We start from the raw sequence: 26,078 nt of genomic DNA on the forward strand, positions 1-26,078 counted from the left end.
ACATGAGTCTTGCGCCCCTCGTCCTGGTGGACGGTTCTTCTTATCTTTACCGCGCGTTCCACGCGCTGCCGCCGCTCATGACCTCCAAAGGCCTGCCCACCGGTGCGGTCAAGGGCGTGCTGAACATGCTCAAAAGCCTGCGCAGGCAATATCCTGAAAGCCCGTTTGCCGTGGTGTTCGATGCCAAGGGCGGGACGTTTCGCGACGCGCTCTACGGCGAATACAAAGCCAACCGCCCCAGCATGCCGGACGACATGCGCGTGCAGATCGACTTCCTGCACAACTGCGTGCGAGGCCTCGGCTACCCGCTGTTGTGCGTCGAAGGCGTGGAGGCCGATGACGTGATCGGCACATTGGCGCGCAGCAGCGCGGCCGCTGATCGTCCGGTGGTGATCTCCACCGGTGACAAGGACATGGCGCAGCTGGTCGACGGCCACATCACCCTGGTCAACACCATGACCGGCAGCGTGCTGGATGTTGCCGGCGTGAAAGAAAAGTTCGGCGTCGGGCCGGAACACATCATCGATTACCTGGCGCTGATGGGCGACAAGGTCGACAACATCCCCGGCGTGCCCGGTGTCGGTGAGAAAACCGCAGCAGGCCTGCTGGTGGGCATCAACGGCGGCCTGAAAGAGCTTTACGCGAACCTCGACAAAGTGGCAGCGCTGCCGCTTCGGGGCGCCAAATCCCTGCCGGCCAAGCTCGAAGAACACAAGGAGATGGCCTTCCTGTCCTACGAGCTGGCGACCATCAAGATCGACGTGCCGCTGGACATCGAGCTCGACGCTCTGCACTGCGGCGAGCCTGATCGTGAAGCGCTGATGGCGCTGTACACCGAGCTGGAATTCAAAAGCTGGATCACCGATCTGCAGCGTGATGCCCGCCAGGAAGGCGCGGAAGTCGTCCCCGCTGCCGAGCCGGCGCCGATCATCGAAGCCACGTACGAGCTCATTCTTGAGCAAACCCAATTCGACGACTGGCTGAAGAAGCTCAACGCCGCGCAGTTGTTTGCCTTCGTGGTGCAGAGCAACGGCACCGACGCCCAGCGCGCGCAGATCGTCGGTCTGTCGTTTGCGATCAAGACCCACGAAGCCTGCTACATCCCACTGACCCATTCCTACATGGGCGTGCAGCAGCAACTGGATCGCGACGCGGTGCTGAAAGCGGTCAAGCCCATCCTGGAGGACGCGAGCAAAATCAAGGTCGGCCAGCACGCCAAGTTTGCGATCAACCTGCTGGCCAACTGCGCCATCGACGGCGACCAGAGCCAGGGCATCAACGTGCAGGGCGTCAAGTTCGACACGATGCTCGAATCCTACGTGCTCGACTCCACCGCGACGCGCCACGACCGTGACAGCCTGGTCGCCAAGTACCTGGATCACACGCCGGTCAATTTCCAGGACATCGCGGGCAAGGGTGCGAAACAGCTGAGTTTCGATCAGATCGCGCTGGAGCAGGCCGGCACCTATGCGGCTGAAGAGGCTGACCTGACGCTGCGCTTGCACGAGGTGCTGCAGGACAGGCTGGCGAAGACGCCGAGTCTGGCGCCGGTGCTGAACGACATCGAAATGCCGCTCATGCCCGTGTTGGCGCGCATCGAGCGTCAAGGCGCGCTGGTCGATGCCAATCTGCTGGGCAATCAGAGCGTCGAGCTGGGCAACAAAATGACCGAGCTTGAGCGCGAAGCGTTCGCCATCGCCGGTGAGGAATTCAATCTCGGCTCGCCCAAGCAGCTCGGGGTGATTCTCTATGAAAAGCTCGGCATGCCGATCATCAGCAAGACCGCCACCGGCCAGCCGTCCACGGCTGAAGCGGTGCTCGCTGAACTGGCCGAGCAGGAATATCCGCTGCCGAAAGTGCTGATGCAGTACCGCTCGATGAGCAAACTGAAGAGCACCTACACCGATCGCCTGCCTGAGCAGATCAACCCGCGCACCGGGCGAATTCACACCTCCTACCATCAGGCGGTGGCGGTGACCGGACGTTTGTCCTCCAGCGACCCGAACCTGCAGAACATCCCCATCCGGACCGCCGAGGGTCGTCGCATTCGTCAGGCGTTTGTCGCCCCCCAAGGCTACAAACTGCTGGCGGCGGACTACTCGCAGATCGAGCTGCGGATCATGGCGCATCTGGCCAAGGACGAAGGCTTGCTGCACGCCTTCCGCAACGACCTGGACGTGCACCGCGCAACGGCGGGTGAAGTGTTCGGTGTCGAACTGCCGGACGTGACCAACGACATGCGCCGCAGCGCCAAAGCGATCAACTTCGGTCTGATCTACGGCATGAGCGCGTTCGGGCTGGCCAAGCAGATTGGTGTTGATCGCAAGCAATCCCAGGCGTACGTGGATCGCTACTTCGCGCGCTATCCCGGCGTGCTGGATTACATGGAGCGCACCCGTGCGCAGGCGGCGGAACAAGGGTATGTCGAGACCATCTTCGGTCGTCGCCTCTACCTGCCGGACATCAACGCGAAGAATCAGGCGCTGCGCAAAGGTGCCGAACGCATGGCGATCAACGCGCCGATGCAAGGCACGGCGGCGGACATCATCAAGCGGGCGATGGTCGCGGTGAACGGCTGGCTGGAAGACTCAGGTCTGGATGCTCGCGTCATCCTGCAGGTTCACGATGAACTGGTGCTGGAGGTGCATGAGGATCTGGTCGAGCAGATCAGCAAGGACATCCGCGTGCACATGAGCGGCGCCGCCGAGCTGGACGTTCCGCTGTTGGTTGAAGTGGGTGTGGGGAACAACTGGGACGAGGCGCATTGATACTGGTTTGCCGTTCCGATTCTGCAGGGAGTCGGAACCGCGCCATCATTAAATTTCCGCCGGTTTTGAACTTCGGCGGACAAAACCCGGTCTGAGTTTGCGAATGGCTGACGTAGCCATTCATGCTCCTATGTTGTGTTAAGTGTTGGCAGATATTCGGACCCCTTCCGAGAGGTCTGGACTTGGACCCCGAACTTCCCCTCCCCACATGAAGTCCGGGGTTTTTTTTGCCTGCGATTCAGGCCGCCGGTGCCTTGTCTTCCAGTTCCATCCAGTCCGCCAGCACGGTGTAAGCCTCTTCCAGGCCCATGCGCTTGGGTGCCGAGAACAGCTGGATGGTGATTGCGTCACCCCAACCGCGATGGATTTCCGATTGGACTTTGAGCAGCGTGTTTTTCGCCGCGCCGAAGGTCAGCTTGTCGGCTTTGGTCAGCAGAATATGCATCGGCATACCACTGGCGATGGCCCAGTCGAGCATCAAAAGGTCGAAGTCGGTCATCGGGTGGCGAATGTCCATCATCAGGATCAGCCCCTTCAGACTTTCACGGCCGCCCAGATAGGCTTCGAGGTGGCGCTGCCAGTGCAGCTTCAGCGGAATCGGCACTTTCGCGTAACCATAGCCAGGCAAGTCGACCAGACGGCGGTCGTCGTCCAGGCTGAAGAAGTTCAGCAGCTGGGTGCGGCCAGGGGTTTTCGACGTGCGCGCCAGGCTGGCGTGAGTCAGGGTGTTCAGCGCGCTGGATTTACCGGCGTTGGAGCGGCCGGCGAACGCGACTTCAAAGCCTTCGTCATCCGGGCATTGGTCGACTTTGGCAGCGCTGAGCATGAACTTGGCTTGTTGGCACAGGCCGAGAATAGGGTTCTTGAGTTGCATGGGATATCCGGTGGGGGCGTTGCGACGTGCGCGGCAACGGCGTGTCTTTTTCCGTTCAATGGGCGCGAGTATATAATGCCGCGGATTTTCATGTGTGCCTTGTCCTGCCCCCGCAAGGGTGTTGTCGACGCAAGAGCCCGCCCGGCATCTGCACTGAAACGTCCAAAAACAGGCCGCTTCTTCTCAAGCCAGCCCATCATGAGGGCCGTACTTTCAGCCGCATCGGATCAACCCATGAACGCATTTCTGTCGAGCCTGCTGTTGACCCTGAGCCTGAATGGCGTCGTGCAGGCCGCTGACTCGCCCGTGGGCGATCCGCTCGCCGGCCAAGGGAAAACAGCGGTCTGCGGCGCCTGCCATGGGCCCGACGGTAACAGCCTGGTGTCCATCTTTCCGAAGCTCGCCGGCCAGGGTGAGCGTTATCTGCTCAAGCAGCTGCACGACATCAAGGACGGCAAGCGGGTCGTGCTGGAAATGACTGGGCAGCTTAATCCGCTCACGGATCAGGACCTGGCCGATATCGCGGCTTACTACGCTGGTCAGAAAGGCAGTGTCGGCAATGCCGATCCCGATCTCGCCGCCCGAGGTGAAGCGCTGTTTCGCGGCGGCAAGCTCGATGAGGGCATGCCGGCCTGCATCGGCTGCCATTCTCCAGACGGCGCGGGCATTGCAACGGCAGGCTTTCCGCACGTGAGCGGGCAGCACGCCGATTACATCAAGAAACAGCTCACGGCGTTCCGCGAAGGTGACCGCACCAACGACGGCGACACGCGGGTCATGCGCACCATCGCCGCGAAGCTGAGCGACGAGGATATCGACGCGCTCGCGGCTTACATTCAAGGGCTGCATTGAGCGTCGAGGCAGCGATCCTCACGGACACGGCTGGTAAAACAAATTGCCGACAGACCTGCCCGGACGGGGCAAAAAGGGTAGCGAACGGCTGCCCTTTTTTGTGGCTGCAGGCGTTACACTTGCGAACTCATATCACCTCGGCCGGTCGAACTGCGGCCACCGAAGTGACCTTCCATGCCCAGGAGTTAAGCATGCGTAATCTGATTCTCAGCGCCGCTCTGATTTTCACCAGCCTGTTCGGTCTGACCGCTCAAGCAGCAGAGCCCATCGAAGCCGGCAAGCAATACGTCGAGCTGAAAAGCGCTGTTCCTGTTTCCGAGCCGGGCAAGATCGAAGTCGTCGAAATGTTCTGGTATGGCTGCCCGCACTGCTACGCCTTCGAGCCGGTCATCAACCCATGGGTCGAAAAACTTCCCGCTGACGTCCACTTCATCCGCGTTCCCGCCATGTTCGGCGGCCCTTGGGACGCTCACGGCCAGCTATTCATTACCCTCGACACCATGGGCGTGGAGAAGAAAGTCCACACCGCCGTCTTCGACGCGATTCAGAAAGGCGGCAAGCGTCTGACTGACCCGAACGACATGGCCGAGTTCGTCGCCGCCCAGGGCGTCGACAAGACCAAGTTCCTTGAAACCTTCAACTCGTTCGCTGTGAAGGGCAAGATCGCTCAATACAAGGAACTGGCCAAGAAGTATGAAATCACTGGCGTTCCTACCATGATCGTCAACGGCAAGTACCGCTTTGACCTCGGCACTGCCGGTGGTCCTGAGCAAGCGCTGCAAGTGGCCGATCAGTTGATCGCCAAAGAGCGCGCGACGCTGACCGCCAAGTAAGCGCTGACCATGGCGCGCTGGGGAACTACTGAACGGGTCGTTGCCCGGCACAAGCCGAAGGTCAACGAGCATCATCTTCACGAAACAGGGTTGCCGGCCGACGGTCGGCTTCGCCTGCTCAGCTTCAATATCCAAGTGGGTAACAGCACCGAACGCTACCGGCACTACCTGACCCGGGGTTGGCAGCATCTGCTGCCCCACAATGGCAGAGCCGGGAATCTGCAGAAGATCGGCGATCTGCTGCGCGACTATGATCTGGTCGCGTTACAGGAAGCTGATGGCGGCAGCCTGCGCTCGGGCTACATCAATCAGGTCGAACACCTCGCCCAGCTCGGTTCTTTTCCGTACTGGCACCAGCAACTCAATCGAAACCTCGGACGCCTCGCCCAGCACAGCAATGGCGTGCTCAGCCGTTTGCGTCCGTGGGACATCGAAGACCATCCGCTGCCAGGCCCCGCCGGGCGTGGCGCCATTCTCGTTCGCTTCGGCGAAGGTCCGGACGCGCTGGTCGTAGTAGTCATGCACCTGGCACTGGGCGCGCGGACCCGTACACGGCAGCTCGCGTACATTCGCGAGCTGATTGGCGGGTATCGCCATCAGGTGCTGATGGGCGACATGAACACCCACGCCAATGACCTGCTGCAAACCTCGCCACTGCGCGATCTCGGCCTGCTCGCCCCGCAGATCGAAGCGACTTTTCCGAGCTGGCGTCCGCAGCGATGCCTGGACCACATCCTTCTGAGCCCGACCCTGACCCTTGAAAAAGTGCAGGTACTGGCGCAGCCCATTTCCGATCATCTGCCCGTCGCGGTGGAGATTCGCTTGCCGGCCTCATTAATCGGTGACTCGCTGCCGATAACAAGCACATCTCCTCGCGGACCTGTGGAATGACCGACGAAGCGCAGCGCTGGAAAGAAAAGTACCTCAAGAGCATCGAGCAGCAAGACAAACTGGAGCGGCGCTGGAACGCGCGGCTCGACTTGCTGCGTCGAGGCCTCGTGCGCAGCAGCCTGGCGGCCGAAGGTGCCGACAAGGCGGTTGATGCGTGCATGAAGGAAATGCGCGAAATCGTTCGCAAGGACGACATGGACGCAGGCCTGGCAGCCTTGATTCCGCGCCTGGAAAAAGCGGTGCTGGACTCCGAACAGCGTCGCGAGCAGCGCGTCGAGCAGATGGGCACGGCGTTGACCTCGTTGGTCACGCAGTTGCAGGCGTTGCCGCTGCCAAAGGACGTCAGCAAGCCGCTCAAGCGATTCGCCAAGAGCCTGGAAGATCGCATTACCCAAGCCCGTGAGCTACCGCTGTTATTGAGCGAGTTGAGCGGACTTCAGGGGCAGGCGCTGTCGCAGATCGAACACCCGGATGAAGCGTCCCGCCCGGGTTTCCTGCAGCGATTGTTCGGCAGTCACCGTGAGGCTGGCAGCGAAGGTGAGGAGTCGGCCCCGTTGCTCCATTCCGTTGCCGAGCCGGCCGGGCTGCAGGCTTCCGATGATGCGCCTCAGCATCCAGCTGCCGTGCCGGAAGCTGCCCCAGAGAACACTGAGCTGGAGGCTGAACTTCGCAGCACCGTCCCGCCGGTCCCCCAGACTGTCGCCGAAGAGCCCGAGCGCTCCATTCCGACGCCCCCCTTGGAAGTTGCAGTCCAGCCGGTAATGCCCGAGCCCGAGCCCGAGCCGGCCCGGCCAGACGAAGAGCCCGAGATCCCGCTCCACACCGCTGATGTCCCACAGGCCTCCGCCGCCGAGTCTTCCGACGACGAAGCATCCGAGCCTGCGGCTGAAGCGCCCTCTCCCGATCCCGAAGAGATTGCTGAAGCCGTCGTGATTGCCGACGACACCGAAATCGTCGCTGAAGACGAAGAGCCTGACGAGACCTTCGCCGAAGAGGACAGCTCCTACGCGCTGCCCTCCTCGCCCGAGCCGAGTTACAGCTCGGTCGCCGCCCACATCGAAGAAACGTTGCTGGGCCTGCTCGACGAACTGACGCTGCCTGAACACCATCGTCCGCAAGCCGAAGCCATGCGCGCCCGGCTTGAGCATGGGCTGAACTGGTACGAACTCCTGCCGATCCTCGACGATCTCGCCGTGCTGATGCTTGCTATCACCGACAGCGGCCAGCACGAATTCGAGGCTTATCTCAAGCAGCTCAACGAGCGCCTTGAGTCGTTTCAGAGCGGCTTGCTGGCTGCCAGCGAAGACCACGCCGATCAGCATTCGGCGTCACGTCAACTGGACCATCAATTGCGTGAACACGTCGACGATCTGCAAACCAGTGTGCAGCAGGCGGCCGATCTGGACAGCTTGAAGCACGTGTTGGAAAGCCGTCTCGAAGGGCTGATTGGCACCATGGATCATCATCAGCAGCAACGCGATCAGCGCGAACAGGAAGTCGCCACCCGCCTGCAAGCCCTCTCCAGCCGCGTGGCAACGATGGAGCAGGAAGCGCTGGGCTTCCGGGTTCATCTGGAAGAACAACGGCAGAAGGCGCTGATCGACACACTGACAGGCCTGCCGAACCGCGCGGCGTGGAACGAGCGGCTGGAGCATGAGATCGATCAGTTGCAGAGGAAGCGTTCAAGCCTGCTGCTCGGCATTCTCGACCTGGATCACTTCAAGCGCATCAATGACGGTTACGGCCATCTGGCGGGCGACAAGGTCTTGAAGATCATCGCCGGTCAGCTGCGAAAGCGGTTACGGGCTTCGGATTTCATTGCGCGTTTCGGCGGAGAAGAGTTCGTGATTCTGCTGCCGACCACGCCGATGGATGAGGGGCTGGCGCTGTTGGAGCGTCTGCGGGAGGGCATCGAACAATGCCCGTTTCACTTCAAGGGCGAGCGGGTGACGGTCACGGTGTCCATGGGCATCACGCTGTTCGCTCCGGGTGAGCGCAGTGATGTGGTGCTCAAACGTGCGGATCAGGCGCTGTACCGCGCCAAGCACGAAGGGCGTAACCGTATCGAGCAGGGCTGAACGCTTCGTCTGGTTGGCTGCGTAGGCTTGATGCATTTTTGAATGCGCCGCCGACGTTACGTTACACTGTTGCATTATTTGCCTACACGTCGTGCCGCCATGAAGTCTATTTCCGCCCTGTTTCTGTTGTTGCTGCTGACCGCTTGCAGCAGCGGTCCGAATATCGACACCAGCCACCCTTCCGTCAATTTCGACAGCCGCGTGCAGTTCGTGGTGGTTCATTACACCTCTGCTTCCCTCGACCGGTCACTGGCCTTGCTGACCCACGGTGAGGTCAGCGCGCACTACCTGATCGGCGACGGTCCGGCCACCACCTACAAGCTGGTCGACGAATCCCAGCGCGCATGGCACGCCGGTGAAAGCGAATGGGACGGACGCACCTGGCTCAACTCAAGCAGCATCGGCATCGAGATCGTCAATCCGGGCTATCGCGACACGCCTACGGGTCGGCTTTGGTATCCTTACAGCGAAGCGCAGATTCAGGCGCTGATCGTTCTGCTCAAAGACATCGTTAAACGCAACCACATCGAACCCCGTCACGTCATTGGTCACAGCGACATCGCGCCGTTGCGCAAGCTCGATCCGGGACCGTTGTTCCCGTGGAAGCGGCTGGCCCAGGAAGGCCTGGGCATCTGGCCGGATGAACAGCAGGTCGCACAGCGTCAAACCCAGTTGATGGGCGTCGTGCCAAATATCGTGTGGTTCCAGCAGCAACTGGCGCTGCTGGGTTACCCGACGCCGCAGACCGGTGAGCTGGACATCGCAACACGTCACACGCTGGCTGCGTTTCAGATGCACTACCGACCACAAAAATTTGACGGTGAGCCGGATCTGCAAAGTGCAGCTATGCTGCAAGTACTTAACTTCAGGCAATAAATTCCGCTAATCGCCGGTTTTTTTTTCGGACTATTTCTGCGCTTGTTGCTATACCTCAGTGGTTATGGAAATACCACCATCTGGATGACTGCCGATGTTCACGGCGACGCCGCGACTGCGCTCTTTACTTTATCGTCCCTGGCTTCTGGCATTAGTGGCCGCGCTGTTAAGCGCGGCCGTCTTGCTGGCGGGCAGCTTCGGGCTGGCGATGCATCAGGCCCGGCAGGACGAACGTGCCCAAATGAATGCACAGGGCGAGCGCTTTCTGGTGCGATTGGAGCAATTATTCGGTCAGTTGAGGGCCGGGCTCGATCAACTTGAAGCGCAGCCGTTGCGCGGTTGCAGCCCCGCAATGATCGAGCAGTTACGTCAGGTGAACTCGCGCTACCGTTTTATCTACGAAGTGGCGTACGTCAGCGAAAGTCAGTTCTGTTCAAGCTGGACGCGGCAGAGCCTGATTGGCAAGCCCAGGCCGCCGGACATTCGCGGCCCCACTTATGATTACTGGCTGAATACCTCCACCCAGCCTGACGACAACCTGGCTTCACTGATGCTCGGGCGCGGGGAGTTTCGTGTTTCCACCTCCCGCGGCCATTTGACTGACGTCGTTGACCTGCCGGCGGGCGGCAGCCTGGTGGTGGTGTTAGATCGTGGCTCCAAGGCAGTCCCGGTCCTGGGCCCGCCTCAGACATGGCCGCCCACGCCGGACTGGTCGCCGACCTCCACCGAAACGCTGATGTCCACCCAAGACAAACTCGTCTACCGGATGCCGACCCAGAGCCCGGAATATCAACTGGTCCTGATTACCCCGCGCAGTGCCTTGCAACAGAAGATCACCGGTGCGTGGTGGCTGCTGGTCCCGGCCAGCCTGTTGATTTCGTTGTTCATCGGCATTCTCGTCCTGCAACTGGTGCGTCAACGGCAGTCATTGGGCGGTGAGCTGCACGGGGCATTGCGCCGCGGAGAGCTGAAGGTTTTGTATCAGCCGATTTTCGACCTCAACACGCGGCTGTGCGTGGGCGCCGAGGCGTTGGTGCGCTGGCGGCGACCGGACGGCACGTTGACCAGTCCTGACCTTTTTATCCCGCTGGCGGAAAACACCGGGCAGATCCGTCAGATCACCGATTTCGTGCTCCAGCAATTGCTGGAGCAGCTCGGCCATCTGTTACGCGCCAATCCGCACCTGTACGTGTCAGTCAATCTGGCAGCGTGCGACGTCATGGCCCCACGCATCGGCCGAGTGACGGCGAAGCTGCTGGCGTTACACCGGGTGGCGCCTCGGCAGATTGCGTTTGAAGTGACCGAACGCGGTCTCGTGGACGTGGTAGTCGCGCGCAATCATCTTCAGGCGCTGCGCGATCGGGGCCATCAGGTGTTGATCGATGACTTTGGCACCGGCTATTGCAGCCTCGCCTATCTGCAGACGCTGCCGGTGGACTGTTTGAAAATCGACAAGGCGTTTATTGACGCCCTCGGCCACGATGCCGCCAGCAGTGGCGTGGCGCCGCATATCATTCGGATGGCCCATGCGCTGCAACTGCGGGTGATCGCCGAGGGCATCGAGTTCGAGTCACAGGCGATGCTGCTGAAAAGCGAAGGGGTGATGTATGGCCAGGGCTGGCTGTTCGCCCGGCCCCTGAGCGCGACCAAGTTCACTGAACTGGTGACCGGCGGCAGACGCAGCGCCGGGCGGCGTGCGGATGATGTGGCGTAGCGCAGCAATGCCGGTCTAGAGCGGCAGCGCCATGTAGAACTGCGTACCCTGCCCAGGTCGGGAATACACGCCCATTCGCCCGCCGTGCAACTGAACGATTTCCTTGCACAGGGCCAGCCCCAGGCCTGCCCCACCTTTCTTGCGTCCAACCTGAACGAAAGGCTCGAAGATTCGGGCTTGCTGGCCGTAGGCAATGCCCTCGCCGTTGTCTTCCACGCTGATGATCAACCGCTCGCCATGACGCCGCGCCTGCAAGCGGATCAGGCCGGATTTCGGGGTATGGCGCAAAGCGTTATCAAGCAGGTTGTCGAGCACGCGGTCCAGCTGCGCCTTGTCCGCCTGTACCCGCGGCAGTGGCTCCTGGGTTTCCAGCAGCACCATGACGTCCTGATCGTGGGCGGTATCGGCAAAGCGCTGACGCGCCGCTTCGAGTAATTCGTTGATGTCACAGGGCTCGAGCGTCAGCTTCTGCAGGCCGTTCTGGTAGCGCGAGAAGTTGAGCAGGTCGTTGATCAACTGCATCAGGCGCTGCATTTCTTCATTGACGGTGTCGAGCAGGTCCTTCTCTCGCGAATCCGGCGGGAAATGCACGCGCTCCTGAAGCAGGCCGAAAGCCATGTGCATGCCGGTGACAGGCGTGCGCAACTCGTGGGAAGCGCGCAGCACGAACTCGCTGCGTACCCGTTCGAATGCCCGCTGCTCGGTGACGTCGTGCAGCACCATCACGGCGCCGACGATGTGCCCTTTGGTGTGGCTGACCGGCGTGAGGCTGTAGGTCAGCAGGCGGACTTCACCGTCGATCTCGATGGAAAGGTCATCGGGTGCCCGTTCCAGCGTGCCGCCGCGCAACACCAGATACAGCTGCTCGTCCAGTTCCGGGCGTTGCAACGCTTCGCCGAGCCCTTGGCCCAAGCGACTTTCTTCCCAGCCCAACTGTCGTTGCGCGACCGGGTTCAGGTGCTCAAGCCGCCCTTGTCGATCAATCATCAGCAAACCGTCGTCAATGCTGTCCAGCACCGCCTGCAAGCGCTGTTGGCCGGCGAGCAGTTCATCGACATTGGTTTTCTGATGCTGGCGCAATGCGTCGGCCATCATGCCGAAACGGTGAGTCAGCAGATTCATTTCATCCGACGAGGATGTGGGCAGCGTAACGTCGAAATCCCCTTGGGCAATCCGGTCCGCCGCCTTGGCCAGCTGCTCGATGGGGCCGCCGAAACGCCGGGCGATGCCGTGGGCGGTGACGAAGCCGATAACCAGCACCGCCAGCCCCACCAGTCCCAGCAGCGCGGAAACCCAGAGCGCTCGCGATCTCGACGCGGTTTCAGCCTGGCTGATGTTCTCAAGCGCCTGACGATGGGCGTCGAGCAAGCCGTTACGCAACGTGTTGAACGCCTCTGTCACGGCCTCATCGTCGCGGATCGCGTCACCATGTTCGCTGGATTGCTCAATGGTTTTGACGAAGCGGGCGTAGTTCACCCGTGCCGCTTCGAATCCGCTGGGAACGCCGGTCTGCTGATCATGATCAATGCCCTGATCGAGCAGGTTCTGGAACTCCTCCTGATTGCGCTTGATCGCCGCTTGATCGGGGTTGTCCTGGAGCATCAAGACCAATTGGTCGCCCAGGTTCTGTCGCAGCTTCAGGCCGATATCGAGGGTGATGAAGTTGTGCCGAATTGATGATTCCTGAGATTTGGCCATCTGCATGACGCTGACGAGCCCCAGCACCAAGCCCAGCAGGGCAACGGTGATAAGGGCGGAAATACTCAGGAAGAGTCGGGTGCGCAACTTCATCGCAAACATCATCGGCGCCCTGTCACAGGTTGTACTGCTTGCGTTTTCGGTACAGCGTCGAGGCGTCGATGCCCAGCGTGCGCGCGGCCTGATCCAGCGTATCGCTGGTGGCCAGTACTGCGCCGATGTGGGCTTTCTCCAGCTCATCCAGGCTCAACGCTGCGCCGACACGCGGGGCATTGTTGACCGGTTGTTCGGCCATGCCCAGATGCGTAATTTCGACTTTTTCCTGTGGGCAGATAATGCTCGCCCGCTCGATCACGTTACGCAGCTCTCGGATGTTGCCGGGCCAGCGGTAGTTGAGCAGCGCACTGCGCGCCTGTTCGCTGAAGCCACGCGCCGGGCGGCTGTATTCCTTGACGAAGCGCGCCAGAAAGCGGTCCGCCAGCGTCAGGATGTCTTCGCTTCGTTCGCGCAGCGGCGGCAGGTTCAGGGTGATCACGTTCAGGCGATACAACAGGTCCTCGCGGAAACGCCCTTCGCGGACCATGTCTTCGAGGTTCAGGTTGGTCGCCGCCAGGATGCGCACGTCGGCACGACGGGTGACGGGGTCACCGACGCGTTCGTATTCCTTGTCCTGAATGAAGCGCAGCAGTTTCGGTTGCAACGTGAGCGGGAAGTCGCCGATTTCATCAAGGAACAACGTGCCGCCGTCCGCCTGATTCACTCGACCGAGGGTGCTTTCGCTGGCGCCGGTGAAGGCGCCACGGCTGTGGCCGAACAGTTCGCTTTCCATCAATTCGGCAGTGAGCGATGGACAGTTGATGGTCACGCAGGCCTTCTTGGCGCGCTTGCTCCAGCCGTGAATCGCCCGCGCCAACTCACCTTTACCCGTACCGGATTCGCCGAGGATAAGAATGTTCGCGTCAGTGTTGGCGACCTGGCGGGCGGTTTCGAGGATCGCCATCATCGACGGGCTGTGTGAATCAAGGCCGTCCTTCGGTTTGCGTACTTCGCCTTCCAGCGCTTCGAGTCGCGCGGACAACTGGCGGACTTCAAGCTGCTTGGCAGTGGCGAGGCGCAGTTGATCCGGGCTGCAGGGTTTGACCAGGTAATCGGCAGCGCCGGCCTGTATCGCATCCACGGCGGTGTCGACCGCTGAGTGCGCAGTCACTATCACCACGCGCATCCAGGGCGCCTGCACGCGCATTTGCGCCAAAACGTCCAGCCCGTTGTCCTCGCCCAGACGCAGGTCGAGGAAGCACACATCGAATACCTGACGCTGCAGCAGCGATTCCGCCTGCGCCGCGCTGTTGGCGGTGGCTACGCTGTAGCCCTCGTCTTCCAGGCAATAACGGAAGGTGCGAAGGATGGCGGATTCATCATCCACGAGCAGAATACGGCCCTGATTCTCAGCGGCTGCTTCCATTTTTCCTACGCTCCTCAGTGAATAGTCTGTGTTAGTCCCGGAAAGATCGGGCAAGTTGCATGGTTCATTCTGATTGATTCTTTACGCTGCATGGTAGCGATCTTCTGAAAAAAGCCGTTATGCGCTGATCCATGGCAGGGCACGTGGGATTACCGTTGCCCCGAATCTCCATGTGGGCAAAATCAGGCCGCGCCGAACATCTGGGCGAAAGACCAGTCTGTCCAGAGGTACCTTTTGCAATTGTCTGGAGATTCCCATGCCCCCGTTGAAGAAGATCGCCCTGGCCATCACTACCGCCAGCCTGCTCGGACTGACGCCCGTCATCGCTCACGCCGCAGCCGCCGATCTGCCGACCCAACTGGCCGAAGCGCGCCAAGAGGGCTCGATCTGGACCGCCTTTGCCCTGAACCGGCATTTGAGTCCCTTCAAGATCAGCGTGGATGTGGAACAGGGCACGGCAATCCTCAAAGGCAAGGTCGAAAACCAGGTCGACAAGGATCTTGCCGCGCAGATAGCGGGCGACATTCAGGGCATCAACAAGGTCGATAATCAGCTTGAGATCGATCCGCAGGTCGCGGCCGATCCGGGCACCAAAGCCACCATGGCCCAGCGTTTCGACGACGCAACGCTGATAGCAACCATCAAATCCAAGCTGCTTTGGAACAGCGTGACCGAGGCATTGAATATCGATGTCAGCGCTGCTCAGGGTGTCGTCACCCTAAAGGGACAGGCGAAAGACGCAGATGCCAAGCAGCTGGCCGGAAGCCTGGCCACCAATACGGACGGCGTGACGGAGGTGAACAACCTCATCAGCGTCAGTGCGCGAGATACCCAGGCCATCAAAGAGCAGAGCGAACTCCAGGCCAACGCCGTTCGCGAGGAATTCAGCGATGCATGGATCACCAGCAAGGTGAAATCCAGCCTTATATATAGCCGCACCCTCGATGGCTTGAACATCAAGGTTGAGACCAAAAACGGAGTAGTCACGCTGGACGGTGTGGTGGCCAATTACGCCGAGAAGGAACTCGCGGTCGAAATCGCGCGCAACATTCGCGGGGTTAAAGGCGTCGATGCCGACACCCTGCGCGTCACGGCGCGCAGCGCAGGCTAGAGCGTTACACGGCGGTCTAATGACGGTTCTGAGATTAGAAATTACATCCTGAATGAATTCGGCCGCCAACGTGGTGTCAGGCGGTTCGTGCATTCCGCACGATGGCAAATGTTCAATCGTGCAGCTTGCGCGTAAGACGCTTCCGGTTGGTAGTTATAAGTTATTGATTTATAAAGTTTTATTGGCCTTCAGAAAGCTGGCACACAGCGTGCAATACCCTTGGTAACAAAGGCCCGAACAGACGGCCGACAAGATTGCCAGGAGTCCGCTGAATGAACGCTCAACATCTCGCCAACAAACTGCGTATCTCACCTCTGCATTTGCAGCAGGTTTTGTTTGCCAGTCTGGCGCTGATGATCACGCTCATTGCTGTGCAGCAGTTCAATCACTGGAATCAGAAGCAGGAAGTGACTCAGGTCCACTACTCCCATGCCCACACCGTACCGTTTGCCAAGGCAAGTGCGCTGAGAGCCTCGGATGTCGCCCTGAGCATGCAAGTTGATGACGCGGCCGCTACCCCTGATGAAGCGCCACGTCAGCAAAGCTGGGTTTTCTGAACTTCCGGGTCGAAGACGCGATCTACCCCGAGGGTCATTCCGACGCCTCGACGTAGCAAAAAAATCAATAAACAGTAAGGAGATTCACCATGTTGAGTTGGGCAATCACATTTCTGATCATCGCTATCGTTGCAGCCGTCCTTGGTTTTGGTGGTATCGCAGGTACTGCTACCGGCATTGCCAAGATCCTGTTCGTGGTCTTCCTGGTCATGTTCGTGGTGTCGTTCTTCTTTGGCCGTCGCGGCCGAGGCTGAATATGGGCTTCAAGCATTTCCATGCACTGACATTGGCGCTCCTTGGGAGCGCCAGCGTTACAGCTATGGCGGCCAACGACGGTCAGTCTCGGGCGAACGAGCTTTTGAGCTCCAATCCCGAGTACCGCGAGACGTGGTCGAGCGTCGTGAAGAAGGAAGAGCGACTGCCCGACTGGGTGATCAATCTCTCTGGTGCCGCGGAGCAAATGAACGCCGTGACCGAAGACGGTGACAAGTATCTGGTAGGGCCGCTCTGCGAAACCCATGACACTTGCCGCAACAAGCGTCTCATCGTCGCGTTCAGTCTCGACAAATCCCATGCTTACGCCATGTTGGTCGAAGTGCCGGCGGGACTTCCCGCAGACAAATCGCCGACGCGTCATGCGGATTACCGGTTTTTGGGCAAACCGGACGAAGGCATGCAAGGCCTTCTGAAAGAGCAGCTCAAGAAAGACCCGAACTGGTACTGATTTGAATGAGGGGAGACCTGTCCCTGACAGACCTTCCTGATAGGCGCGCAGCCCGAAGACGGTGCGCGTATGACCAAGGGGCCGGGGCGTTACGATCAACGGAGTGATTGAAGCGTCCTAGGTGTACAAGGAGTACTCCCACACGTGGGCCGGGTCAGGCAAGCCGCAACGCAAGTCCATCGTCCGATACGGTTTTAGCCTTTATCCGACAGTGGACTTGTGAGGCGCAAATACCCTCTATTCCCTCAAAGGTCTCCGGTCTTCAAGAGTCCTACAGAGCTGCTTCTACGTTTCCTACGACCGTATATCGCCAAAAATCCCCCGCTTAAATGGCTTGTCGGCCACCTTTGACCAATCTGTCATATTGCCACCACGCCTCGCGTAAATCGGCTACAGGCGACGTTTTAGCCACTTCTCAGCATTCTCCAGTCAACTACGTTCGCCCTCTTTTGGCGCACTGCAACGTAAGTGATTGATTTTCATCATGCCGATTCGGCATGGGGTAGTCATTTACGGCATTAGACGATGACAGTCACCGTGGGAATAGTTGCGCCTTTTTCGCCTGCTCAGAGCTCGGATGCTCGCCTGCGGCCACTTACGAGACAGTCCTGACGGCGACCGCGGCGTCGCGCTTGCTGGCAAGCGCAATGATGAACGTGTGGTTGGGGGATGTCCCGGCAATGACAACAAGGTAATGACATGAAGAAGGCAAAACTGAGCCTCGCCTGGCAGATCCTCATCGGCCTGGTCCTGGGTATCACCATCGGCGCCGTCCTGAACCACTTCAGCACCGAGAAGGCCTGGTGGATCAGCAACATCCTGCAGCCGGCGGGCGACATCTTTATCCGCCTGATCAAAATGATCGTTATCCCGATTGTGATCTCCTCTCTGGTCGTAGGCATTGCGGGCGTTGGGGACGCCAAGAAGCTTGGCCGCATCGGCCTGAAGACCATTCTCTATTTTGAAGCCGTCACCACGATCGCCATCGTTGTGGGTCTGCTGCTGGCCAATGTCTTTCATCCCGGCACCGGCATCGACATGAGCACGCTGGGCACGGTGGATATCTCGCAGTACGAGAAGACCACCTCCGAAGTGCAGCATGACCATGCCTTCGTCGCGACGATCCTCAATCTCATCCCGTCGAACATCTTCGCGGCGGTCGCCCGTGGCGACATGCTGCCGATCATCTTCTTCTCGGTGTTCTTCGGGCTGGGCCTGTCGAGCCTGAATGCGGAAGTGCGTGATCCACTGGTTAAGGTCTTCCAGGGCGTGTCGGAGACCATGTTCAAGGTCACCCACATGATCATGAATTACGCGCCGATTGGCGTGTTCGCGCTGATCGCCGTGACAGTCGCCAACTTTGGCTTTGCCTCGTTGCTGCCATTGGCCAAGCTGGTGATTCTGGTTTACGTCGCCATCGCCTTCTTTGCCTTTGTGGTGCTGGGCCTGATTGCGCGCCTGTTTGGCTTTTCGGTGCTCAAGCTGATGCGCATCTTCAAAGATGAATTGGTGCTCGCCTATTCCACCGCCAGCTCCGAGACCGTGCTGCCGCGCGTGATCGAGAAGATGGAAGCGTACGGGGCGCCCAAGGCCATCAGCAGCTTCGTGGTGCCGACCGGTTACTCGTTCAACCTCGACGGCTCGACGCTGTACCAAAGCATCGCGGCGCTGTTCATCGCGCAGCTGTATGGCATTGATCTGTCAATCGGCCAGCAGTTGATGTTGGTCCTGACCCTGATGGTGACGTCCAAGGGCATTGCCGGTGTACCGGGCGTATCGTTTGTCGTGCTGCTGGCAACCTTGGGCAGCGTGGGCATTCCGCTGGAAGGCCTGGCGTTCATTGCCGGCGTCGACCGCATCATGGACATGGCGCGCACCGCGCTGAACGTGATCGGCAACGCACTGGCGGTGTTGGTGATCTCGCGCTGGGAAGGCATGTACGACGACGCCAAGGGCGAGCGCTACTGGAACTCCCTGCCGCACTGGCGCGGCAAGGACCCTCTGCCGACGGGTCAATCGACGGTGGAGTAATCACTGTCTGGCGTAAATCAGCAAACCCTGGCCCCGGCCGGGGTTTGTTGTTTCTGCCCCCGCCGTTATCATCGCCGCATCTTGCGAGGGGATTTGTATGCTGAACGGCCTATGGCTTGGGTTTTTTGTGGTCGCGGCGATTTCTGCGCTGGCGCAGTGGCTGGTCGGGGGCAACGCTGGCGTTTTTGCCGCCATGGTCGAGAGCATCTTCGCCATGGCCAAGCTGTCGGTGGAAGTCATGGTGCTGTTGTTCGGCACCCTGACCCTGTGGCTGGGCTTTCTCAACATTGCCGAAAAGGCGGGTATCGTTGACTGGCTGGGCAAAGTCCTGGCGCCGCTGTTTCATCGCCTGATGCCTGAAGTGCCGCGCGGCCACCCGGCGTTAGGCTTGATCACCCTCAACTTCGCCGCCAACGCGCTGGGTCTGGACAACGCCGCCACACCCATCGGTCTCAAAGCCATGCGCTCACTGCAAGAGCTCAACCCCAGCCAGACCATCGCCAGCAACGCGCAGATCCTCTTTCTGGTGCTCAACGCCTCTTCGCTGACGCTGCTGCCGGTGACCATCTTCATGTATCGCGCCCAGCAAGGCGCCGCCGATCCCACCATGGTCTTTCTGCCGATCCTGCTCGCCACCAGCGCCTCGACGCTGGTCGGACTGCTGTCGGTGGCCTTTATGCAGCGCCTCAAATTATGGGACCCGGTGGTGCTCGCTTACCTGATTCCCGGCGCGTTGCTGCTGGGCGGCTTCATGGCGGTACTGGCCGGGCTGTCCGCTGCTGCGCTGTCGAGCCTCTCGTCGGTGCTGGGCAACGTGACGCTGTTCGGCATCATCATGCTGTTCTTGGTGGTTGGCGCGCTGCGCAAGGTCAAGGTGTACGAAACCTTCGTCGAGGGCGCGAAAGAAGGCTTCGACGTTGCCAAGAACCTGTTGCCGTATCTGGTCGCAATGCTCTGCGCTGTTGGGGTACTGCGAGCGTCGGGCGCGCTGGATCTGATCCTCGAAGGCATTCGTCACGGGATTCAGTGGGTCGGCCTGGACACGCGCTTCGTTGATGCGCTGCCGACGGCGCTGGTCAAGCCGTTCTCCGGCAGCGCTGCGCGGGCGATGCTGATCGAAACCATGAAAACCCAGGGCGTCGACAGCTTCCCGGCCCTCGTCGCGGCGACGATTCAAGGTAGCACCGAAACTACGTTCTACGTGCTGGCGGTGTACTTTGGCGCCGTGGGCATTCAGCGCGCGCGACACGCAGTGGGCTGCGCGCTGCTGGCGGAATTCGCCGGTGTGGTCGCCGCGATCGCCGTCTGCTACTGGTTCTTCGGCGCGACGGTGTAACGCTTTTCACCCTGCTCGACAGTCCATTGCAACATTTGGGCGGCCAGCGTATCGCTGGCCTGACCGAATGCCGAGACCACCGCTGACACCTGCTTGTCGGCCACTGGCTGATGCACTTCGAAGCGCCGGTTCGCCACAATCCGCTGGCGATCATCAGCGAGCCGCGCATCCAGGCGAATCACCACTTCAATGGCGGCCCCGCGATACTCGCTCTGAAACGCCTGCAGCTCCCCGCCCAATTCAAAATCAGCCTGCAGATTACTGTCGTCGGTGCTGATCGACTGCACTCGCCCGTCACGGTAGAAAGCATCGGTCAGGCGGTTGCGCAGCAGCACCGGCGCTGGATCACTCCAGCGCGCGCCCTTGTAGCTGCTGATGACATTGCCCTGAGGGATGACGGCGATGCGGGGGCTGTCCAGTGTCTCGCTGGATTTGGGCCGCACCACCCGCAACGACCACGCCACCGGCGCCGCCCCTTTGCTGGCGGGCGATGCCGTCGGCAAACGGTAGACGTCTGACGGCGCCTGCTCGGGAAGGATCGAACAGGCGCCGAGGGACAACAGGGTTACCGCCAACAACAGTCGATTAATGGACTGACCGACACGCCTCATGGCTCGAACTCCTTATTCTTTTCACTGCCCAGCAAATAGCCGCTCGGGTTGGCGTTCAGGCTGCGCGAGATGGTTTTCAATGAGCTGAGGGTTTCACGCAGCTCGCGAATCGCCGGGCCCAGTTCGCCCAGCCCTTGCAGGCCATCGTTCACCGAATTCTGGTTGTTCTTGAGCAGCGCATTGATGGTCTGGCTGCTCTGTTCGAGGGATTTCATCGCCTGCTGCGCACTGGCGATGGTTTGCCTGCCGTCGCTGGTCAGCAGCTGGTTGGCGTTGCGCATCAGCGTAGAGGTCTGCTCCAGCGTCGCGCCGGCCTGCTTGCTCAGCAGCGTCATCTGCTTCAAGGCCTGACGAATGTCGTCGCGCTGATCGGAGATGGCCCCGGTGGTTTGCTCCAGATGCTGCAAGGTGCGTGACAGCGTCTCCACGTTCTCGGAAGAAAACATCGCGTTGGCGTTGTGCAGCAATGCGGTGCTGCCGCTCAGCAAATCATCGCTGTCGTTCAGCAGCCGCGAAATGGGCGACGGCGAGGCGATGATCACTGGCAGGTTGCCGCCCTCGCCTTTCAGCGCCTCGCTTTGCGGTGTGCCGCCGCTGAGCTGAATAAGCGATGTACCCGTGATGCCGGCCAGTGCCAGTTTGGCGAAGGTGTCGCGCTTGATCGGGGTTTCACCGGCCACACGGATTTGCGCCAGCACGCGGCGAGGGTCCTGGGGATCGAGGCGCAGCTGCACGACGTCACCCACCTTGATCCCGCTGTACTGCACCGGACTGCCGCGAGACAGCCCCGTCACCGCTTCGTTGAAGACAACCTGATAGTCCTTGAACGCCGAGTCGACGCTGGACTTTGCGAGCCACAGACCGAACAGCAGCGCGGCAGCGACCACGATGACCGTGAACAGGCCGATCAGAACGTGATGGGCGCGGGTTTCCATCATGAGACCTCGTGTGGGTGGGTGGCCGCCGAATAGGCCGAGCGGCCGCGCGGGCCATGAAAGTATTCGTGAATCCAGGCGTCCTTGGTCGCCGACACCCTGTCGATGGTGTCCGCAACCAGCACGCGCTCCTGCGCCAGCACGGCAACGCGGTCGGTGATTGTATAAAGCGTGTCGAGGTCATGGGTGACCATGAACACGCTCAGCCCCAAGGCGTCGCGCAGGGTCAGAATCAACTGATCGAAGGCGCCGGCGCCTATCGGATCGAGCCCGGCAGTGGGTTCGTCCAGAAACAGGATGTCCGGATCCAGCGCCAGCGCTCGTGCCAGCGCCGCGCGCTTGATCATGCCGCCAGAGAGCGACGCAGGGTATTTGTGCGCCGCCGACAGCGGCAGCCCGGCCAGCGCCATTTTGATCCCGGCCAGATGCTCTGCTTCCTCGCGGCTCAGGCCGGCGTGTTCGATCAGCGGTAGCGCGACGTTCTCCGTGATGGTCAGCGAGGAGAACAGCGCGCCCTTCTGAAACAGCACCCCGAAACGTCGTTCAACCTGGGAGCGCGCTTTGTCGGACAGATTCAGCAAATCCTGACCCAAGACGCGGACGCTTCCTGCGGCAGGCCTTTGCAGCCCGACAATGCTGCGCAGCAACACAGATTTGCCTGCGCCGGAGCCGCCCACCACGCCGAGGATTTCCCCGCGATACAGGTCCAGATCGAGGTTCTCGTGCACCACCTGCGGGCCGAATCGATTGCTCAAGCCGCGGACCTCAATCACCGTCTCGACGGGTTGTACGCAGCGTCGGGTCACCAGCCAATCTCCATGCAGAACATTGCCACCAGTGCGTCCAGCACGATGACCACAAAAATGGACTGCACCACGCTCGATGTCGTGTGAGCCCCGACGGATTCAGCGCTGCCCTCGACCTTGAAGCCTTCCAGGCAACCGATCGCTGCGATGAAGAACGCAAAAATGGGCGCCTTGGCGATGCCGACGAGAAAGTGCTGCACGCCGATGTCAGCCTGCATCAACGACAGAAACATCGCCGGCGAGATGCCCAGCGACAGAGCGCAGACCACGCCGCCACCGACGATGCCGCAGATCATCGCGAGAAAGGTCAGCATGGGCAGCGAGATAAGCAACGCGATCACGCGGGGCAATACCAGCAGCTCTGTAGGACTCAGTCCCAAGGTTTGCAGCGCATCCAGCTCTTCGTTGGCTTTCATCGAGCCGATCTGCGCAGTGAAGGCGCTGGCCGTGCGACCGGCCAGCAGGATGGCGGTCAACAGCACGGCGAATTCCCGCAGGAACGAGAAGCCGATCAGGTCAACGGTGAAAATCGTCGCGCCAAAAGCTTTCAGCACCGTGGCGCCGAGAAAGGCTACCACCGCGCCAACCATGAACGTCAGCAGCGCCACAATGGGCGCGGCGTCCAGGCCGATTTGCTCGATGTGGGCGATGACGGACGTGGTGCGCCAGCGTTTGGGGCGAAACAGGGTGGACGCGAAGGTCTGCAGGATGAGACCGATGAAGCCGAGCAGCTGCAGCGTGTCCTTCCAGATCACCTCCACTGCCGAGCCAATTCGCGACAGCAGCTGCATGCCCACGGCCGCCTCGGGCTCTCGGACTGGCTGGCAATAGTCTGCCAGTGCGCTCTGGATGGTCTGCATCAGCGCGCGGCTGGATTCCGGCAGGTTGGGCGCTTGCACGGCCAGTAGGCGCAGGCGCTGTACGCCGAGCAGTTCCACGAGCAGCGACGCACCGGCGGTATCGAGGGCGCCGAGTTCGTCCATGTCCACGAGGGTGGCTGGACTGAATCCGGCGCTCAGCGCATCGGTCTGGCGCTTGAGTTCGCGGTAATGGGCAAGCGTCCAGTCTCCGGCAATCCGCAGTTGCACGGGATTGATCGAAGTGTCCAGTAAGACGCGTCCTGGAACCTTGGGCGCGGAGGAAGCCTGCGTGGTCAATGGGGTCATAGCGACGAGCTTAGTTGGTTTTGGCCGGGGCAGATGGGCTCTCGGCTGGCGCACTGTCCGCAGGTTTTTTCGTCTCCGAATCATCCGGATCCGCAGCGTCGGTGCCTGGCTTCAGGCCTGCCGGCTTGATCTTGTTGCGCGTGACGGCAGGCTGGTCGCGCTCGGTGACGTCAAAGCGCAGCACACCAATCATCTGCCCGTCCTCAGTGAGCACCCTCACCTGCCATTTACCCAACACGTCCGGCGGAAAATTCTGTTTGTGCGTCCAGGCCCGGTAGCCTTCCTCACGACCGCCCTTGATGTCTAGAGCAATGCGCTCTATTTCCTCGCCGTTATGGCGCCACACATGATAAATCCGTTCATTCAGGCCGCGCGGGGCGTTGATCGAGGTGTAGGCGTAGAGCCCGGCGCTGCGCAGCTGGTTGACGCCGATCTCCTGAATGCTCTCGCCGGGGGTGCGATTCTGGTTATCGAAGCGCGTGCTGATCGCCGCCTCGGTCAGCCATAGCGTCGCCGGCGGCACCCAGAATCGCGCCATCCAGCCCACCCCTCCGATGGCCAGTGTCATGGCCACCACACCGAGGCCGCGTTTCCAGTTGTTGATCGGGTAGCCCGATGCCAGGCTCGGGAACGACAGCAGCATCGCAATGCCCAGTGCCAGCTTGTAGCTCTCGGCCGTGGTCAGGTGAACGATGATCGGCAGCGCCGTGAGCAGTGCGGCAAACAGCGTCAGGGTATGCAGGGCCATGAACAGCCAGCGGCGCGGCGCCAGCCATTTGTAGTAGAGCGGGTCGATGATCGAAATCAGGCCTGCCGCCCCGAGCAGTCCGGTGAACGCCAGCTGGCCGCTGTACCACGTGGTGGTGACGAAGAAGAACGGCAGTACGAAAAACAGGCTTTCCTGATGGATCATCTGAGTGCCGTAGCGCAATAGCGGCTGCGGGATCTCGCGTTTGAACAGCTTCGCGAACAGGGCGACGGCGCTGTTTTCTACCATCAGCCAGATCCAGCTCACCAGCAGAATGACCGCAATCCAGGTCGCCAGCTTGGCCTGGCGATCCACCAGAATGAAGCTGCCGATGCCTGAGCAGAACCCGAAGAACGCAATCAGCCCGGGGTAGCGCTTGATGAACTCCAGCACGCGCTGTACCAGCGAGTGCTGAATGATTGCGTTAATGTCTGGCATCTCGGGGCGTCGCTCTTCGTGGGTGAGTCTTGGTGTTGGAGTATGGATGTACGGAGCTGGGTGTATAAAAAATAACCAAGCCGGACTGCGCCCACTTCGTCGAAATATTGAAACGCCAAGCGCCTCGCTTACAACGGTCTCTTCTTGTATACCCGCCACCGCCAGAGGATCAGCAACGCCACCAGTGCCGTCAGAAGGCATCCGACTGCGTACAGCTCGTCGTAGCTGAGCAGTGGCTCCTCAACGCGAAGATACCCGGGTTGCGCCAGCAATTGACGCATCGCCTGATTGGCCAGATCCAGACTCACGCCTCGGGTCCTCTTGGCCGGATCCTCAAAGCGGCCATCATCGTAATCATTCAGCGCACCCCAGTAATAGTCGGCCAACGCGCTGTTGCCTTGAACCGCCCAGGCCTGCTTGGCAATGGACGCCTGCTGTAGCCGAGCAAAGGTCGCCGGGTCCATACCTTCCTTGCGCAGCCGCTGGAGCATCGAGCGTACCGCCGACGTGGCCGAATCGACGTCTTCGCGGTTGAGATCAGCGTTCAGGCTGAGAAAACCGGTGTCCCCAAATGCTTCGCGATCGGCCCATGGCCCGTAGGAATAACCCTTGTCCAGACGCAGTTCGCTGTACAGCGCCCAGTCCAGATACGCTTTCACCAGATCCCAGGTTTGATCGTGCTGCTCGCCCATGTCTGGCTCGGGGAACAGCAGATGCAGCTTCGCGCCATCGCCCAACGCGCCCCGCACTAGCGTGCGCTCAGGATCGGCCTTTTCAGTGATCGAGCGCAGCGGCGGATGTTCCGTAGGATCCACCGCATTGAGCTGACCGAAGGTGCGCTCAAGGTAGGCAGGCAGCAGTTTGTCGAGGTCGCCCACGATAATCAGCGTCATGTTGTTGGAGGCGTACCAGTTGTCGTGGATATTCTCGATCTGCTCCAGCGTCAGGTGATCGACCTCAGGCCGCTCCGGGCACTTGAGGCCAAGCTCCACGGCAAGCTGGCTGCTGGCGCCGTGGCCCAGGTCGCGTTTGTCCAGCCAGCGTTGCAAATGCGAATAATGGCCCCCGTCTTCACGAGCGACGATGCGCTTGGCGGTGTCCAGATTGGCTTGATTGATTTGCGTGTGGGTCAGCAGATTGAGCAGCAGGTCGAGCACCTTGCGCTGATTCTGCGCCGGCGCCTCGATGACGAAGGTGGTGTCGGTGTTGCTGGTGAACGCGTTCCACTCACCGCCCAACGCCTGCATCTGCTGCTCTAGGCCGCCCTCACCGCTGTTGTCGATCCCGCTGAACAGCAGATGCTCAAGCAGATGCGGCAGTTCTTTGTCTTCGCATTTGAAGTCATCGAAGCCAATGCCCACGACCAGGCGGATAGCGACATGACCTTTGTCCGCAGGCTTGAGCAGCAACTGCAAACCGTTGGGCAGCACGTAGCCCTCGACCTGAAACCGGTCGAGGGCCATGGAAGAAAGGGATGTCAGAACCAGACAAACGAACAGCAGGCAACGCATAAAAACGGGCTTCCTTGCGGGCCGGTATGTGTAACAGACTTCGCAGAGGCCCCTGCGT

Annotated in this window: 22 protein-coding genes and 1 pseudogene; 13 read left to right on the top strand and 10 right to left on the bottom strand. The window is 60.5% G+C overall.

All coding sequences use genetic code 11. The features are described from left to right. Positions 1-2: 2 nt before the first annotated feature. A complete protein-coding gene (polA, locus tag AC07VF_RS08055; RefSeq protein ID WP_282365484.1) occupies positions 3-2,768 on the top strand; it encodes a DNA polymerase I in 2,766 nt (921 codons plus the stop codon). 238 nt (positions 2,769-3,006) lie between these two features. Here the strand turns inward: polA and yihA are convergent, their stop codons facing one another. Then, complete coding sequence (gene yihA, locus AC07VF_RS08060; RefSeq protein WP_065987940.1) at positions 3,007-3,642, bottom strand: ribosome biogenesis GTP-binding protein YihA/YsxC; 636 nt, start codon at positions 3,640-3,642, stop codon at positions 3,007-3,009. A gap of 234 nt (positions 3,643-3,876) precedes the next feature. On the opposite strand from yihA, the gene AC07VF_RS08065 reads away from it, so the two are divergent. From AC07VF_RS08065 to AC07VF_RS08090, 6 genes are all read left to right on the top strand, one after another. Next, positions 3,877-4,494, top strand: a complete 618-nt coding sequence (locus tag AC07VF_RS08065; RefSeq protein ID WP_495008296.1) for a c-type cytochrome — start codon at positions 3,877-3,879, stop codon at positions 4,492-4,494. Between the two features lie 191 nt (positions 4,495-4,685). Continuing rightward, positions 4,686-5,327, top strand: a complete 642-nt coding sequence (locus AC07VF_RS08070) for a thiol:disulfide interchange protein DsbA/DsbL (protein WP_495008295.1) — start codon at positions 4,686-4,688, stop codon at positions 5,325-5,327. Between the two features lie 9 nt (positions 5,328-5,336). Then, a complete protein-coding gene (locus AC07VF_RS08075) occupies positions 5,337-6,218 on the top strand; it encodes an endonuclease/exonuclease/phosphatase family protein (RefSeq protein ID WP_192174445.1) in 882 nt (293 codons plus the stop codon). Then, the gene (locus AC07VF_RS08080; RefSeq protein WP_495008294.1) at positions 6,215-8,296 is read left to right on the top strand and encodes a GGDEF domain-containing protein; all 2,082 of its coding nucleotides are present in this window, start codon (positions 6,215-6,217) and stop codon (positions 8,294-8,296) included. Before AC07VF_RS08075 ends, AC07VF_RS08080 begins: the two co-directional genes overlap by 4 nt. Positions 8,297-8,395: 99 nt before the next feature. Further along, entirely contained in the window at positions 8,396-9,172 is a 777-nt protein-coding gene (locus tag AC07VF_RS08085) for an N-acetylmuramoyl-L-alanine amidase (RefSeq protein ID WP_495008293.1), read from the top strand. Positions 9,173-9,266: 94 nt separating this feature from the next. After that, positions 9,267-10,886, top strand: a complete 1,620-nt coding sequence (locus AC07VF_RS08090; RefSeq protein ID WP_495008292.1) for an EAL domain-containing protein — start codon at positions 9,267-9,269, stop codon at positions 10,884-10,886. Positions 10,887-10,901: 15 nt separating this feature from the next. On the opposite strand, the gene AC07VF_RS08095 is transcribed toward AC07VF_RS08090, so the two are convergent. The 3 genes and pseudogenes from AC07VF_RS08095 to algB form a co-directional block, all read right to left on the bottom strand. Beyond that, the gene (locus AC07VF_RS08095; RefSeq protein WP_407073261.1) at positions 10,902-11,267 is read right to left on the bottom strand and encodes a sensor histidine kinase; all 366 of its coding nucleotides are present in this window, start codon (positions 11,265-11,267) and stop codon (positions 10,902-10,904) included. Positions 11,268-11,287: 20 nt separating this feature from the next. Continuing rightward, positions 11,288-12,689: pseudogene (locus AC07VF_RS08100) on the bottom strand (KinB sensor domain-containing domain); the annotation flags it as partial. Between the two features lie 10 nt (positions 12,690-12,699). Further along, entirely contained in the window at positions 12,700-14,046 is a 1,347-nt protein-coding gene (algB, locus tag AC07VF_RS08105) for a sigma-54-dependent response regulator transcription factor AlgB (protein ID WP_192174450.1), read from the bottom strand. Positions 14,047-14,302: 256 nt separating this feature from the next. Between algB and AC07VF_RS08110 the strand changes: the two genes are divergently transcribed. The 6 genes from AC07VF_RS08110 (at position 14,303) to AC07VF_RS08135 (ending at position 19,805) form a co-directional block, all read left to right on the top strand. Beyond that, positions 14,303-15,157, top strand: a complete 855-nt coding sequence (locus AC07VF_RS08110; protein WP_192174451.1) for a BON domain-containing protein — start codon at positions 14,303-14,305, stop codon at positions 15,155-15,157. Positions 15,158-15,429: 272 nt separating this feature from the next. After that, positions 15,430-15,714, top strand: coding sequence for a hypothetical protein (locus tag AC07VF_RS08115; RefSeq protein WP_495008291.1), 285 nt, complete (start codon positions 15,430-15,432; stop codon positions 15,712-15,714). 89 nt (positions 15,715-15,803) lie between these two features. Then, positions 15,804-15,968, top strand: a complete 165-nt coding sequence (locus AC07VF_RS08120; protein ID WP_002555679.1) for a DUF1328 domain-containing protein — start codon at positions 15,804-15,806, stop codon at positions 15,966-15,968. 2 nt (positions 15,969-15,970) lie between these two features. Continuing rightward, positions 15,971-16,438: an inhibitor of vertebrate lysozyme family protein gene (locus tag AC07VF_RS08125; protein ID WP_495008290.1), complete on the top strand. Its 468-nt coding sequence runs from the start codon at positions 15,971-15,973 to the stop codon at positions 16,436-16,438. 699 nt (positions 16,439-17,137) lie between these two features. Then, positions 17,138-18,469, top strand: coding sequence for a glutamate/aspartate:proton symporter GltP (gene gltP / locus AC07VF_RS08130; RefSeq protein WP_346631481.1), 1,332 nt, complete (start codon positions 17,138-17,140; stop codon positions 18,467-18,469). Between the two features lie 97 nt (positions 18,470-18,566). Next, positions 18,567-19,805, top strand: a complete 1,239-nt coding sequence (locus AC07VF_RS08135) for a nucleoside recognition domain-containing protein (RefSeq protein ID WP_192174455.1) — start codon at positions 18,567-18,569, stop codon at positions 19,803-19,805. On the opposite strand, the gene AC07VF_RS08140 is transcribed toward AC07VF_RS08135, so the two are convergent. The 6 genes from AC07VF_RS08140 to AC07VF_RS08165 form a co-directional block, all read right to left on the bottom strand. Then, the gene (locus tag AC07VF_RS08140) at positions 19,778-20,416 is read right to left on the bottom strand and encodes an ABC-type transport auxiliary lipoprotein family protein (protein WP_495008289.1); all 639 of its coding nucleotides are present in this window, start codon (positions 20,414-20,416) and stop codon (positions 19,778-19,780) included. The genes AC07VF_RS08135 and AC07VF_RS08140 overlap by 28 nt on opposite strands. Further along, positions 20,413-21,351, bottom strand: a complete 939-nt coding sequence (locus tag AC07VF_RS08145) for an MlaD family protein (RefSeq protein ID WP_192174478.1) — start codon at positions 21,349-21,351, stop codon at positions 20,413-20,415. The genes AC07VF_RS08140 and AC07VF_RS08145 overlap by 4 nt, the downstream gene beginning before the upstream one ends. Then, entirely contained in the window at positions 21,351-22,157 is an 807-nt protein-coding gene (locus tag AC07VF_RS08150) for an ABC transporter ATP-binding protein (RefSeq protein ID WP_423572130.1), read from the bottom strand. The genes AC07VF_RS08145 and AC07VF_RS08150 overlap by 1 nt, the downstream gene beginning before the upstream one ends. Then, the gene (locus tag AC07VF_RS08155) at positions 22,154-23,323 is read right to left on the bottom strand and encodes an ABC transporter permease (RefSeq protein WP_495008288.1); all 1,170 of its coding nucleotides are present in this window, start codon (positions 23,321-23,323) and stop codon (positions 22,154-22,156) included. Before AC07VF_RS08155 ends, AC07VF_RS08150 begins: the two co-directional genes overlap by 4 nt. A 10-nt stretch (positions 23,324-23,333) precedes the next feature. Beyond that, positions 23,334-24,509 carry a DUF5924 family protein gene (locus AC07VF_RS08160; RefSeq protein ID WP_346628456.1) on the bottom strand — a complete coding sequence of 392 codons (1,176 nt, stop codon included), beginning with the start codon at positions 24,507-24,509 and terminating at the stop codon, positions 23,334-23,336. 128 nt (positions 24,510-24,637) lie between these two features. Next, entirely contained in the window at positions 24,638-26,020 is a 1,383-nt protein-coding gene (locus tag AC07VF_RS08165) for a M16 family metallopeptidase (protein ID WP_495008287.1), read from the bottom strand. Positions 26,021-26,078: the final 58 nt, after the last annotated feature.

Source organism: Pseudomonas sp. GW821-FHT02H06, assembly GCF_059421525.1.